Annotated in this window: 10 protein-coding genes; 7 read left to right on the forward strand and 3 right to left on the reverse strand. The window is 70.5% G+C overall.

Going from position 1 to position 14,349, the window contains the following annotated elements; genetic code table 11:
* The first annotated feature begins 71 nt into the window (after positions 1 to 71).
* Positions 72 to 887: a hypothetical protein gene (locus tag DFR69_RS13915; protein ID WP_110038282.1), complete on the forward strand. Its 816-nt coding sequence runs from the start codon at positions 72 to 74 to the stop codon at positions 885 to 887.
* Here the strand turns inward: DFR69_RS13915 and DFR69_RS13920 are convergent, their stop codons facing one another.
* The gene (locus DFR69_RS13920; RefSeq protein ID WP_110037932.1) at positions 888 to 2,348 is read right to left on the reverse strand and encodes a CCA tRNA nucleotidyltransferase; all 1,461 of its coding nucleotides are present in this window, start codon (positions 2,346 to 2,348) and stop codon (positions 888 to 890) included.
* A gap of 189 nt (positions 2,349 to 2,537) precedes the next feature.
* Between DFR69_RS13920 and DFR69_RS13925 the strand changes: the two genes are divergently transcribed.
* Together DFR69_RS13925 and DFR69_RS13930 are read left to right on the forward strand one after the other, a co-directional pair.
* A complete protein-coding gene (locus DFR69_RS13925; protein ID WP_110037933.1) occupies positions 2,538 to 2,993 on the forward strand; it encodes an NUDIX hydrolase in 456 nt (151 codons plus the stop codon).
* Positions 2,990 to 5,410, forward strand: coding sequence for a DUF6049 family protein (locus DFR69_RS13930; RefSeq protein WP_110037934.1), 2,421 nt, complete (start codon positions 2,990 to 2,992; stop codon positions 5,408 to 5,410). Before DFR69_RS13925 ends, DFR69_RS13930 begins: the two co-directional genes overlap by 4 nt.
* 72 nt (positions 5,411 to 5,482) lie before the next feature.
* Here the strand turns inward: DFR69_RS13930 and DFR69_RS13935 are convergent, their stop codons facing one another.
* Both DFR69_RS13935 and DFR69_RS13940 read right to left on the reverse strand, forming a co-directional pair.
* Complete coding sequence (locus DFR69_RS13935) at positions 5,483 to 5,947, reverse strand: hypothetical protein (RefSeq protein WP_146229284.1); 465 nt, start codon at positions 5,945 to 5,947, stop codon at positions 5,483 to 5,485.
* Between the two features lie 828 nt (positions 5,948 to 6,775).
* Entirely contained in the window at positions 6,776 to 7,066 is a 291-nt protein-coding gene (locus DFR69_RS13940) for a hypothetical protein (RefSeq protein ID WP_110037936.1), read from the reverse strand.
* Positions 7,067 to 7,729: 663 nt separating this feature from the next.
* Between DFR69_RS13940 and DFR69_RS13945 the strand changes: the two genes are divergently transcribed.
* The 4 genes from DFR69_RS13945 to trxB all read left to right on the forward strand — a co-directional run bounded on the left by DFR69_RS13945 (position 7,730) and on the right by trxB (position 14,324).
* The gene (locus DFR69_RS13945) at positions 7,730 to 11,512 is read left to right on the forward strand and encodes a murein biosynthesis integral membrane protein MurJ (protein ID WP_244198274.1); all 3,783 of its coding nucleotides are present in this window, start codon (positions 7,730 to 7,732) and stop codon (positions 11,510 to 11,512) included.
* Positions 11,513 to 11,830: 318 nt separating this feature from the next.
* Positions 11,831 to 12,391, forward strand: coding sequence for an RNA polymerase sigma factor SigM (gene sigM, locus DFR69_RS13950; protein WP_110038284.1), 561 nt, complete (start codon positions 11,831 to 11,833; stop codon positions 12,389 to 12,391).
* Positions 12,392 to 12,475: 84 nt separating this feature from the next.
* Complete coding sequence (locus DFR69_RS13955) at positions 12,476 to 13,240, forward strand: hypothetical protein (RefSeq protein ID WP_146229285.1); 765 nt, start codon at positions 12,476 to 12,478, stop codon at positions 13,238 to 13,240.
* A gap of 97 nt (positions 13,241 to 13,337) precedes the next feature.
* Entirely contained in the window at positions 13,338 to 14,324 is a 987-nt protein-coding gene (gene trxB, locus DFR69_RS13960) for a thioredoxin-disulfide reductase (RefSeq protein WP_110037938.1), read from the forward strand.
* Positions 14,325 to 14,349: the final 25 nt, after the last annotated feature.

Consider the following 14,349-nt stretch of genomic DNA (forward strand, 5'->3'; position numbering starts at 1 on the left):
GGCCGTGATGCGCGCACAACACGCCGCGGAGCGTGGCCGCCGGACCCGCGGCCAAGTACGCTCGGAGCATCATGGCCACGTATTTCGATCCGAAGTCCTGGTCACTGTCGGGCGCTGTCGATCTGGGCAAGCGCCTGCTCGACCCGTCATGGATCGACCAGTGGCTCGGCTTCACCACGTCCTGGGCCGATCCCGTCGCCGACCTGGGCTCCGGCACCGTCACCGCGCTCATGCCCGACGTGCTGATGACCGTGCTCAGTGAGGGCATCCTCAGCCGGTTCGGTGGCCAGCGGGTCGACGCCACCCTGCTCGGGCACGAACTCACCGCCACCCTCGACGTCTTCAAGGTGCGCCGCCGCGGCGCCCACTTCCAGAGCAAGACCGTGCTCTCCGACCTGGTCTGGGACTCGCATCCGTTCGACAACGTCACCGTGATCGCCCACGGTGTGCGACTCATCCCCGGCGTGCCGACGAAGATCCGCGCGCAGCAACTCGATGTCGAGGGCGTCATCGGGATCGACGCGCTGGTCGCCTGGGTGGACGAGCAGAATCTCGACTGGCGGGTGAGTCTGGACGAACGCGGCCGGATCGTCGCCTCGCACCGGACGCGCAAGATGCGCGCCATCGTCGACGCGCAGGTCTACGACAACCTGCTCACCATCGACATCCGCAAGGCCAGCTGGCTCGGCATCCCGCTGCCGCGCCGCGCGGTCCAGGCGCCCGCGCTGCTGCTGGACGACCTGCCGAACCGGGCGAGCATCACCTACGCGCACCGGCGCGGCGACAAGGTCCGCTTCCGGATCGAACTACCCGAGACGACCGGCTCGTTCGACCTGGCCCAGATCAGATCCGCGATCGTCGCGGGGACGACGCTGATCGTCTTCTGATCAGGACCCGGCCCACCACTCGAGCAGGGCGGCCTCGGCTTCCTCGCGCGTCATCGGGCCGCGGTCCAGGCGCAGGTCCTTGAGGTACTTCCACGCCTTGCCGACCTGCGGGCCCGGCGGCAGCCCGAGCAGTTCCATGATCGCGTTGCCGTCCAGGTCGGGCCGCACCCGCGCGAGGTCCTCCTGCTCGCGCAGTTTGGCGATGCGCACCTCGAGCTCGTCGTAGGTGGCGCGCAACGCGGCGGCCCTGCGCTTGTTGCGGGTGGTGCAGTCGGCGCGGACCAGCTTGTGCAGACGATCGAGCAGGTCGTCGGCGTCGGTGACGTAGCGGCGCACCGCCGAATCGGTCCACTGGCCCTTGCCGTAGCCATGGAAACGCAGGTGCAGGAACACCAGGCGGGCCACGTCCTCGGTGAACGCCTTCGGATACTTCAGCGCGCGCATGCGCTTGCGCACCATCTTCGCGCCGACCACCTCGTGGTGGTGGAAGCTCACGCCACCGCCCGGCTCGTTGCGCTTGGTGTCGGGCTTGCCGATGTCGTGCAGCAGCGCCGCCCAGCGCAGCACCAGGTCGGGGTCGCCCTCCTCCTGGTCGATCGCCTGCGACAGCACGGTCAGCGAGTGCTGGTAGACGTCCTTGTGCTGGTGGTGCTCGTCGATCTCGAGCTTCATCGCGGGCACCTCGGGCAGCACCCGCTGCGCCAGGCCGGTGTCGCACATGAGGTTGATGCCGTCGATCGGATGGGCGGCGCCGATCAGCTTGTCGAGTTCGGTGCGCACCCGTTCGGCGGTGATCCGGTCGATCTGCTCGGCCATCTCCACGATCGCGGCACGCACGCGCGGCGCGACGTCGAAACCGAGCTGGGCGACGAAGCGGGCGGCGCGCAGCATGCGCAGCGGGTCGTCGTCGAACGAATCCTGGGGCGCGGCAGGGGTATCGAGCACGCCGGCGAGCAGCGCGTCGAGTCCGTTGAGCGGGTCGACGAATTCCTGCGAGCCGTCGGCGGCGATCTTCACCGCCATCGCGTTCACCGTGAAATCGCGGCGGACCAGGTCGCCGTCGAGGGTGTCGCCGAAGGTGACCTCGGGATTGCGTGAGACCCGGTCGTAGGTGTCGGCCCGGAACGTGGTGATCTCCAGCTGCTGGTCGTCCTTGGCCGCGCTGACGGTGCCGAAGGCCAGCCCGCCGGTGTCCCACAGCTGATCGGCCCACCCGCGCATCAGCTCCTGCACCACCTCGGGCCTGGCATCGGTGGTGAAGTCGAGATCGTTGCCGAGCCGCCCGAGAATCGCGTCGCGCACACTGCCGCCCACCAGATAGAGGGAATGGCCACGCTCGGCGAACATCTTCCCCAGCGGCGTCAACACATCGGACAGCTGCCCCAACGTCACCGCCGCACCGGCCAGCAGTCGAGCACGACGATCCGCGACAGCATCTGGGGCGACGTCAGGAGAAACCACGCCTAGGAGCTTACTGACCACGTCGAATCAGTAATCCGCGGCGGGACCCGGAGGGCCGCGACCTCGAGCGCGCCCGCGCTCCAGCAACACCGCTAAGCTGACTTGGTGTCTCCTCCGGCCGATCGCGCGAACAGTCGACGCCGCCAGCCGCGGCGCCGCGGGTCGGCGGGCAATGCCGGTAAGCCGCGCATGCGTACCGTGCGCGAAACCTCCGCGGGCGGGCTGGTCGTCGACGGCTTGGACGGGCCGCGTGAGCAACGCTCCGCCGCGCTGATCGGACGCACCGATCGCCGGGGGCGCCTGCTGTGGTCGCTGCCCAAGGGCCATATCGAGGAGGGCGAGACCTCCGAGCAGACCGCGATCCGCGAGGTCGCCGAGGAGACCGGGATCAACGGCGAGGTGGTCGCCGAACTGGGCAGTATCGATTACTGGTTCGTGACCGAGGGCAGACGGGTACACAAGACCGTGCACCATTTCCTGCTGCGCTCGCTCGGCGGTGAACTCTCCGATGCCGACGTGGAGGTCACCCAGGTTGCGTGGGTTCCGTTGAGCGAGTTGGATTCCCGTTTGGCCTACGCCGACGAGCGGCGGCTGGCCGAGGTGGCGAATCGGATGATCGACCGGATGGAGACCGGCAAGCGATGACGGGTGGACTGTTCCGGCTGATCACGGCGGTCCTGACCATCTTGGGTTCGGTGACGCTGCTCGGAGCGGTCGGGCACGCGCAACCGAACGGGTCGGGTACCACCGCGCCGAAGTTCCTCAAGCTGACGCTGGACGCGGTGGCGCCGGGGACGGTCACGACGAGCAGCGATTCGATGCTCACGGTGTCGGGCACCGTCACCAATATCGGTGACCGGGTGGTCGACGACGTGAGCGTGCGCGTGCAGCGCGCCGCCGCGGTGGACTCGCCGAGCGGGCTGCGCAGCTCACTGCGGCTCGATCAGGTGAACTACGAGGTCACCGGGCCGTTCCAGGATGTCGCCGAGCGGTTGAGTCCCGGTCAGCGCAAACAGTTCTCGGTGCGGATCGCATTGCGGGCGGGCGGCGACGGCCCCTCGCTCGGCCTCACCGATCCCGGGGTGTATCCGCTGCTGCTCAATGTCAACGGCGAGCCCGCCTACGGGACGCAGGCCCGCCTCGACGACGCGCGCTTCCTGCTCCCCGTGCTCGGGCTGCCGCCGGTGGGCGGCGACGCCACCAGCGAACCGGTCGCCGCGCCGCCGGAGGCCTCGCCGGTGGCCACGACGATGATCTGGCCGCTGGCCGATCGGCCGCGGATGGTCGCGGGCAGGCCCGGCTCGGTGAACGCGCAGGCGGAGCTGCTCGACGACGAGCTGGCGGTCTCGGTCGGGAAGGGCGGGCGCCTGGAACAGCTGGTCGCCGCGCTGGAGACCGTCGCGCCAGCGCCCGGCCGGGAACGCGGGGTGGCGAACTCGGTGTGTATCGCGATCGACCCCGACCTGGTGTCGACCGTGCAGACCATGACCTACGGCTATCGCGTGCTGGCCAGCCCGTCCGACCCGGAGGGCGCGACCAGGGAGGGCACCGGGGCCGTCGCCGCCCAGGAATGGCTCGACCGGCTGCGCGCGCTGGCGAGCACGATGTGCACGGTGGCACTGCCGTTCGCGCAGGTCGACGTGTCGGCGTTGGCCGCGGTGAACGATCCCGGCCTCTCGGCCAGAGCCTTGCAGGCGCCCGCCGACGTGGTGGACACCATTCTCAACACCCGGTCGCTGCGCGGGGTGAGCCTGCCCGATTCGGGTTCCATCGACGATCCGGCCGGGCTGCTGCTGCGCGGGCACGGGTACGGCACGGCGGTGCTGGCCAGCACGGCGGTCTCGGCCGACGGGGAGCCCACCGACACCGACAACGCGCTCACCTCGGCGCCGACGACGCTGGAACCGGGCGTCGTCGTCGGTGGGGAGGAGGCGGCGCCGGACGTCGTGCGGGTGCCCGGCGTCAGCGTCGACCCGCCCGCGAACGCGCCGGCCGGGACCGATCCGGCGCTGCGCGTGACCACCTTCGACATCTGGTCGGCGACGGCGCTGGCCGCCGTCGGCTCGAACCCGCCGACACCCTCGTTCACGCCGTCCAAGGTGCGTTTCGACGTGACCAACGATTCGCGCGCGGCCCGGCTGCAGGACGCGCTGGGCGCGATGGCGTGGACGGCGCTCAACCCCTCGCCGGATCGGCCGCGCTCGCAGCTGCTCATGCCGCCGCAGCAGTGGGGCGCCAGCCGGGAGGAGGGCGTCGCGCTGCTCAAGCACATCGAGCTGCTCACCAAGAACAACCTGGCCGGGCCGCGCAGCTTCGCCGAGCTCGTCGCCCAGGGGCCCGACCCGCGGCCGTTCGCCCTCGAATACCTGCCGCGAGCGGCGCAGGACGCGGCACCCGAGCGTTTCGTCCCGCCGATTCAGGCGCAGGGCGCGCGGATCACCGAACTCATGCGGGCGCTCGTCGAACTGCCGGAATCCGAGCTCACCCCGCACGCGTACATGACTCCGGTCCGGGAGGATCTGCTGCGGGCGCTGAGCCTGTCCGACCGCAGGGCCGACGACGACACCCAGGCCGATCTGCACGCCCAGCGCCGGATCGATCAGGCCACCCGCGAACTGGACACGATGTTCGGCGCGGTCTCGGTGCTGCCGCCGGGCGGGGTGTACACGCTGGCCTCGGAACAGAGCCCGCTGCTGCTGGTGGCCCGCAACAATCTGCCGGTCGCGATCAGGGTCCATTTCAAGATCGAGGCGCCCGCCGAGACGAACATCACCGATATCGGCGAACAGCTGCTTCCACCGTCGGGGACCAGGTCGTTCCAGATCCCGACCGAGGTGAGCGACAGCCGTAAGCTGGTGATTCCGATTTCCCTTACCACGCCCGAAGGGGTAGCGCTAGGAGAGCCGACCTCGGTCTCGGTGCGTTCGAACGCCTACGGGCAGGCCTTGGCCATAATTACGGCATGTGCCGCGATACTGCTGTTGCTGTTGGCCGGGCGTCGGCTCCTGCGCCGGTTCCGCGGCCAACCCGACCCCGCCGACGAGGGGTTCGAACGACAGTGAACGCCACCGCCTGACACGCGGGCGGGGGACCATGACAGACAAGGACGAGAGTGGCACGGGTGAGCGAAACGCTCACCGGACCGGCGGGCATCGCGGGTTACGCCGGGTACAGGAGGCATGATGGGCGACGATGATTCCGCTCATCGGCACGACCACGACGATGATCGCGACGGACCGGCGCAGCGCCACGCGCCCGTCGCGCCGTGGGAGCGCGGGATGACGGCCGGGGAACGCGACGTCGCCGGGTCGCGGCCGGGTGAGCCGTTCGAGCGGCCACGTCAGCCGGGGGAGCCCGGCGCTCGTCTGCCCATGCCCGGTCGGCCTGATGAGCCGGACCCCTATGGTGATCGGCCCGGGCAGAGTCGGCCCGGTCTCGGTGACGCCGGTGCTTTCGGCGAGGACCCACGTCCCGCTTCCGGCCGCCCCGGAGAACACGCACAGCCCGCGCCGGGCCGCCCGGGCGATGCGTCCCGCTCCGGCCGGCCCGGCGACTCGTTTTCGCCCGGCGCGAACCGACAGAGCGGAAGTTCCGGCCATAACTTTCCTCCCGGCGACACCGGGCGACCAGGCGATATGTTCCGTTCCGGCGAACCCTCGAAGAGCCGACCGGGTCCCGCGCCGCAGCCAGGCCGATCGGGTGAACTTCCGCGCGTACAGCTGCCCGGTCAGCCAGAGGAGTTGCCGAGACCGAACCGCCCCGGCACTGCCGGCCGTTCCGGCGAGCCGCCGTACCAGCAACGCCCGGGCCAGCCCCCGCGCCCGGCGCCCGGGTCAGCGGGCCAGTCCGGTGAGTTCCCCCGCCAGCGCCCGCTGCCCCCTGGCGGAGACGGCCAGCCGGTCTATCCGAGGCTCGGAGCCGAGCCCCACCCGGGCCGCCCCGTGTCCGGCGCCGACGGCGAGACCACCCGCTACGCGCCTTCCTTCGAGGGCGGGCGTCCCGCACAACCGCCCCGCCCCGCGTCCGGTGCGGGGCAGTCCGGTGAATTTCCCCAGCAACGCCCGGGCCGACCGGCGCGCCCGGACTGGGAGGAACCACTCTCGCCGAGGCCCCGTGCTCAGCCCGGGTACACCCAGGCCGGCGAGGGCCAGCCCAGCCCCGGGCCCGGCGCCGACAGCCGATTCGGCCACGCACTGCCCGGCGCCGACGACGAGACCACCCGACGGGTGCAGGGATTCGACGCACAACGGCCCGGTCACATGCCGGGCGCCGATGGACTGCCGGACCGTTCACTGCCAGCCGCTGGGGCTCGACAGTCCCACGCCGACAGCGAGACCACCCGGTACATGTCGCCGTACGACGGTCAGACTCCGGCGCAGACACCTCGCCCGGCACCAGGCGCCGAGGGACAGTATCCAGGGCAAACCTCACGCCCGGTGGTGGGCGCTGACGATCAGCGCCACCTCCCACGGCCGGGGGTCGGCGGCGATGATCTGCGCGACGGCCCGCGTCCGATGCCGGGTGCCAACGGCCAACAGCGCCAATCCGGAGAACCGGCGGGCGACTTCCCGCAGCGCCCCGGCCAGCCCGCGCGGCCGGCACCGGGCTCGGCCGGACAGAGTGGCGAGTCCGCGCAGCACCGCCCCGCACAGCCACCACGGCATGCGCCCGGTTCGGCCGGACAGTCGGGCGAGTTCCCGCAGCAGCGGCCCGGTCAACCGCCACGGCCCGCACCGGGTTCAGCTGGGCAATCGGGCGAGTTCCCGCAGCAGCGGCCCGGTCAACCGCCACGGCCCGCACCGGGTTCAGCTGGGCAATCGGGCGAATTTCCACAGCAGCGGCCTGGTCAGGCGCCACGGCCGGCGTCGGGTTCGGCCGGGCAGTCGGGGGAATTCCCGCGGCAGCGGCCCGCGCAGCCGTCGCGTTCCGCCTTCCATGACGGATCCGGCGAGTATCCGGACCAGTCGCCCAACGCTGGGCTCGTGTCGCCTTCGCGGCCGGCGGGTCCCGCCGACCATCCGCGCGATACGCCGAACCAGGCGCTTGGTAGGCCGGGTGGTTCGGGTGACTTCGGTGACCGGCCGCAGCGCAGGCCCGGACAGCCGCCGCGGCCTGCGGGCGGGGCGCAGTCCGGTGAATTCGCGCAGGAAGGCCGGGCAGGTCGGGCACTGCGGCCGGGGGAGCCCGTGCCGCCGCGTGGCGGGCAGTCCGGTGCGATTCCGCGACAGGCGCGGAACGAGTTCGACGACGGCAGGCCGCAGCGGCCCGCGCGGCCGGAAGCGGCGAATCGGTCCGGTGCGGCGGGCTACGGCGCGGCACAGGCCGCCGGTCCTGGCGAGCCAGGGCTTCGCGGCGCTCCCGCGCGGGCCTCGTATCCGGGCATGCCAGGGACTCCGGTTGATCGGCGGGAACCCGAGGCCGGACGGCGGCGTCCGCCCGTCGACGAGTCGGCCGCGGCGAAGACGCAGAAGATCGCCCGGCCGCAGCGGGTACAGACCGAGAAGGCCGCCGCTCCGCAGAGCGCCAACGCGAAACTGCTCAAAGATTCCGGCTCGATCGCGATCGCGACGCTGATCAGCCGCATCACCGGCTTCGCCAAGCAGTTGTTGCTGCTGACGGTGCTCGGCCCGGCGGTGGCGTCGGCGTTCATCTCGGCCAACCTGATCCCGAACATGATCGCCGAGCTCGTGCTCGGCGCGGTGCTGACGGCGATCGTGGTGCCGACCCTGGTGCGCGCCGAACAGGAGGACGCCGACGGCGGTGCCGCGTTCGTGCGAAGACTCGTCACCGCGGCGGTCACCGTGCTGTTCACCGCGACGCTGCTGACCGCCGCCGCCACACCGGTCCTGGCCAGCCAGGTGTTCATCGCTGCCGACGGCAAGGTGAACACCCAGCTCACCACGGCACTCACGTATCTGTTGGTGCCCGCGATCTTCTTCTACGGCGTATCGGCGCTGTTCACCGCGATCCTGAACACCAGGCAGGCGTTCAAACCGGGCGCGTGGGCCCCCGTGCTGAACAACATGGTGGTGCTGATCGTGCTCGGTGTCTACGCGTTGACGCCCGGTGAGATCAGCCTCGATCCCGTGCGAATGGGCGATATCAAGCTGCTTGTGCTCGGCATCGGCGTCACGGCAGGCGTCGCCACGCAGGCGTTGTGCCTGCTTCCGGCGATCCGCCGCCACGGCATCAACCTGCGGCCGCTGTGGGGCATCGATGCGCGGCTCAAGCAGTTCGGCAAGATGGGCGCGGCGATCATTCTCTACGTGCTGATCAGCCAGATCGGCGCGATCGTCGCGAACCACATCGCCTCGACCGCCGACGAGGCAGGCCCGGCCATCTACACGAACGCGTGGCTGCTGCTCCAACTGCCGTACGGCGTCCTCGGCGTCACCCTGCTGACGGCGATCATGCCGCGGCTCAGCCGCAACGCCGCCAACGACGACACACCCGCGGTGGTCGACGACCTGTCGGTGGCGACCCGCCTGACGATGATCGCTCTGATCCCGGTAGTCACCTTCCTGACCCTGGCCGGCCCGACGATCGGTGAGGCGCTCTACGGCTACGCCCGATTCTCCGGCGATGCCGAGCGGCTCGGCACAGCGGTGAGCTGGTCGGCGTTCACGCTGATCCCGTACTCACTCGTGCTGATCCATCTGCGCGTGTTTTACGCCCGCGAACAAGCGTGGACCCCCACCTGGATCATCCTCGGCATCACGACGATCAAGATCCTGTTCTCTGCATTGGCCCCGGTCCTTGCACGCGACAGCGACGACGTCGTGATCATCCTCGGCGTCGCCACCGGACTCGGCTTCACAGCGGGGGCGGTGATCGGCGGCATGCTGCTGCACCGCAGCCTCGGCGATCTCCGCATGTCCAACGTCGGCCGCACTGTCACCCGCGTACTGCTCGCCTCGGTGGCCGGTGGCGCGGTGATGCTGATCGTGGACACCATCACCCGGATGGACCACCTCTCGGGCGGTCCCGCCTCGCTGCTGCGGGTCACCGTCGGGGCGCTGGTGATGTTCTCGGTGGCGTTCGGTCTGATGCGCCTGGCCGGCATCCCCGAGGTCGTCGCGATCACGGTGGCGATCTCGCGCAAGCTCGGCATCACGCCGCCCGCGCCGGATCTCGGCCTCGACGACACACCGTCCGACGACATCTACGCGACCACGGTCCTGCGGCGCCCCGATACCTACGCCTTCCCCGCGTACGGGCACTCCATGGACACCCAGACGATGGTCCTGCCCGTGATCCGACCCGGCGCTGTTGACATCACCGGTCAGGCACAGTTCCCGTACGCTGTTCGGCAGACCGATGGCGATTATCAGGCCGAAGGAGGACCGAGGGTGAGCGATGACGCGGTGGGCGGAGTCCCGGCCGCCGATTCTGCGGCGCGCGCAGCAGGAGGTATGTCCACCGACGTCCAGCCCGCTGCGGCGGACAAGGCAGGATCCGCGCCCGACGACGTGCCCGAGGACAGCGAGAATCCGCAGGTCGAAGGACCCGCTGACGATGACCGAGAGCCCGATGACGCGCACGCGGCCATGCCGCCGCACGATCCGACGCACGACACCGGCATGCTGCCGATCCCGCCGCAGGTGCCGCAGTCGGCCAACCGCGCGCAGCGTGGTCCGAAGCTGATTCCGGGCGCGTCGGTCGCGGGCGGTCGTTACCGGCTGCTGGCGAGTCACGGCGGCGCGCGTGGGCTGAAGTTCTGGCAGGCGCTCGACATCAAGCTCGACCGCGAGGTCGCGCTGACGTTCGTCGACGCCGATCAGAAGTCGGGTGAGAACTCCGGGCACGACGGCCCGCAGGCCATCCTGTCGCGCACGCTGCGGCTCGGCCGGATCAACTCGCCCGGCCTGGCAAGGGTGCTCGACGTGGTGCGCGGCAGTTCGGGCGGCATCGTGGTGGCCGAGTGGACGCCGGGTCGTTCGCTGCGCGAGATGGCCGAGACGGTCCCCTCGCCGATCGGCGCGGCCAGGGCGATCAGGGCACTGGCCTCGGCGGCCGAACTGGCCCATCGCGGCGGCGGCTCGCTCTCGATCGATCACCCCGATCGCATCAGGATCAGCGCCTCCGGCGACGCGGTGCTCGCGTTCCCTGGCACGCTCGGCGATTCCGACGCCCAGTCCGACGTGCGCGGCCTCGGCGCGATGCTCTACGCGCTGATCACCGCGCGCTGGCCGATCCGCGTCGGCGGTGTCACCGGCACGGCCGCCACCATCGGCGGCCTGCGCCTGGCCGATTTCGGGCCCGACGGCACGCCGGTGGAGCCGCGCCAGATCCGGCCGGAGGTGCCGTTCGAGATCTCGGCCGTCGCGGTGCGCTCGCTCGAGTCGAACAAGGGCGTGCGGACCGCGGCCACCGTGCAGCACGTGCTGGAGCAGGCCTCGGTCGTCGACCAGAAGACCGATTTCATCCCGGTGCTGCGGCTGGGTCAGCGGGCGGTCGCCGGCGGACCCGATTCGCTGGCCGATCCGGAGCTGCTCGCCGCCGAGCGGGAACGCTCCAAGCGGATGATGTGGATCATGGTCGGCCTCGGTGTGCTCGCCGCGCTGGTCGTCGGCATCCTGATCTGGTGGATGGTCAGCATCTTCGCGCCCGGCGCCTCGGACAAGCCGCTGGACGAGCAGATCAACATCGGCCTCACGTCGAGCGTCGCGCCGCCGAGCGCGGCCGCGGTGCCCGCCGAGGAGACCTCCGTCGCCCCGCCGACCAGTGTCCCGGTGCCCGTCACCGGGGCCGCGGTGTTCTCGCCGGAGGGCACCCCGGACGGCGCGGCGACGGCGGGGGCCGTGCTCGATCAGAACCCCGCCACGGTGTGGCGCACCGATCAGTACTTCCAGCAGTTCCCCGCCCTCAAGAAGGGCGTGGGCCTGCTGGCCACGCTGCCCACCCCGGCGAAACTGACCAACGTCTCGATCACCTCGCCCAGCGCGGGCAGCACGGTCGAGATCCGCACCTCGCCGACCGAGGCGCCCACGCTCGACCAGACCCAGCTGATCGGCTCCGCCAAGCTCGGTGAGGGCGTCACCGACATCGCCGTGCAGACCGATCAGGCAGCTCGTTTCGTGCTCGTGTGGATCACCGGGCTGGCGAATTCCGGCGGTCAGTTCCAGACCGCGATCGCCGACGTCCGCCTCGACGCCGCACCGTAGCCAACTCATTTCCCACCGCTATCAGCGCAGGTGGCCGCGTGATTCCGCCGCGGACGCCGACGTTGATCGAACTGCGGTCCGGTTGGTGCGCAATTGTTATCGACGATATGATCTAGCAGCGCTCTCGGCAGGGAGCTACCCAGGATCTGTCCACGTCGGTCCTGGACGCCGCGTTGTAGTCAGGTGATGGATCGGCCTCGTTCGCCGACGTGAAGTCGCCGTAATGAGCGCTGTCCAAGGGGTCAGGTGTTGCCGGAAGTCAACGAGCAAGTCCGCGGGGGGACACGGCAGGTCGCCGCAGACCGCGATCGCTCGTTCGTGCTGGCGAACGGCAGCGACAAGGAACTGCTGGCCGCCCACGTGCGCGGAGTGCCGCACGCGTTCGCCGAACTGCTCGGCAGGCACAAGGATCATCTGTGGCAGACCGCCCTGCGCACCTCCTACAACCGCGAGGACGCCGCCGACTCGCTGCAGGACGCGCTGCTGTCCGCGCATCGCACGGCGAGCTCGTTCCGCGCCGAGGCCGAGGTCCGCAGCTGGCTGCACGCCATCGTCGTCAACGCGTGCCTGGACCGGATCCGGCGGAACAAGACGCGCCGCGCGATCTCGCTGCTGCCGGAGACCATGCCGGAGGCCGTGGAGCCCCGTGACGTCTTCGCCGAGTACGAGCTCACGACCGTGGTGGAGGAGGCCCTGTTCACGCTGCCGGAGGAGCAGCGGCTGGCCCTGGTGATGGTCGAGATGGAGGGCCGCAGCGTGGCCGAAACCGCGGTCGCGCTCGGCGTGGCGGAGGGCACGATCAAGAGCCGATGCGCCCGAGCGAGAGTACGTTTGCAAGAACGTTTGGAATTTTTCCGGGATCCAGGGAACCGGATCTAGCCCGGATGCGTCATTAACAGTGACGAACAAGTCAGCGATGTAAATCCTGCGATCCGATATCGACAGAACAGGGGAGGTGCGAGGGTGTCTCGATCCGTGCCGCAGCCTCCGTTCCCGTCGGAACTGCTGGCCGATCTGCATGCCGACAACCTCGCGCCCGAACTGCGTGAGCAACTGTGGCCCCAGGTCAGCACCGACCCAGACGCGCTGCACTACCTGAATCAGCTCGACGAGGTGAACGCCCACCTCCGCAAGCTCGGCGCCGACGACCGGGTCGCGCATCGCATGCCCGACGACGTCGCCGACCGCATGTTCCGTTTCGTCGCCGAACTCGACGCGGGCGACGGCCCGACCGACCGCATCACGCCGATGTCGCTGGTCCCGCCCGCCGCCGAAGCGGCGGCGCCACCGCCGCCGATCTCCCTGGCACAGCGCCGGTCCCGCCGTCGGCTTGGTCTGCTCGCCGCGGCCGCCGCCACCGTCGCAGTGCTCGCCGGCGCCGGTGCGGTCGTCCAGACGTTCGACTCCACCGACGGCACCCCCACGGCGGCGCCGCTCATCGAACCCGACGGCCCCGGCGACGAACTCACCGCCGCGGCCGCGCTCAGCGCCCTCGGTAAACGCGAGGTGCGTGGCCCGCTGGCCGACGAGGCCGCGCTCACCCGCTGCGTCATGGCCAACGGTGTCGACCGCGCCGTGCTCGGTGCGTCGAGCATCACCTTCCGCGGTACCGACGCGGTGCTCGTGCTCGTCCTCGGGCCGGAGCCGCCGACCATCACCGCGCTGGTCGTCGGGCCCGGCTGCGGCACCGGCGCGCCCGAACAGCTGGCGCTGCGCGATATCGGCTGAGCGCGCTGCTTCCCGGGCAGTGCCGTCACTCCGGGAACAACACCGTTTAGGCTGTTGTTGACCGACACGTCCCCAGCTTGTCTTTCGGAAGGGCCCCATGAGCACGCCAGTTCGCGACCTGATCATCGTCGGCTCAGGACCCGCCGGTTACACGGCCGCCGTCTACGCCGCCCGCGCCGAGCTGCAGCCGCTCGTCTTCGAAGGCACCCAGTTCGGTGGCGCCCTGATGACCACCACCGAGGTGGAGAACTTCCCCGGCTTCCGCGAGGGCATCATGGGTCCCGACCTGATGGAGCAGATGCGTGAGCAGGCCAAGCGTTTCGGCGCCGACCTGCGCACCGAGGACGTCGACGCGATCGACCTGTCCGGCACCATCAAAAAGGTGACCGTCGGCGACGAGACCTTCGAGGCCTACGCCGTGATCCTCGCCATGGGCTCGGCGGCCCGCTACCTGCACGTGCCGGGGGAGCAGGAGCTCCTCGGCCGCGGCGTCAGCGCCTGCGCCACCTGCGACGGCTTCTTCTTCAAGGGCCAGGACATCGTGGTGGTCGGCGGCGGCGACTCGGCCATGGAGGAAGCGACCTTCCTCACCAAGTTCGCGGCCAGCGTCACCATCGTGCACCGTCGCGAGGAGTTCCGCGCCTCGCGGATCATGCTGGAGCGCGCCAAGGCCAACGAGAAGATCAAGTTCGCGCTCAACGCCGAAGTGGTGAAGGTCAACGGCGAGACGAGCGTCACCAGCCTGACCCTGCGCGACACCCGCACCGGTGAGGAGTCCGAGCTCGCCGCGACCGGCCTGTTCGTCGCCATCGGCCACGACCCGCGCAGCGAACTGGTGAAGGGCCAGGTCGCGCTCGACGGCGAAGGCTATGTGCGGGTGAACGATCCGGGCACCGCCACCGACGTGGCCGGCGTGTTCGCCGCGGGCGACCTGGTCGATCACACCTACCGCCAGGCGATCACCGCCGCGGGTACCGGCTGCCGCGCCGCGATCGACGCCGAGCGCTGGCTCGCCGAGCAGGGCGACATCACCGCCAACACCCTCGCCAACGCCGACGGCGCGGCCGCGGTGTCCGCCAACTGATTTCGAGTACTGAGTTCCACCTAGG

It is taken from the genome of Nocardia neocaledoniensis, from assembly GCF_003182135.1.
Taxonomy (GTDB): Bacteria; Actinomycetota; Actinomycetes; order Mycobacteriales; family Mycobacteriaceae; genus Nocardia; species Nocardia neocaledoniensis.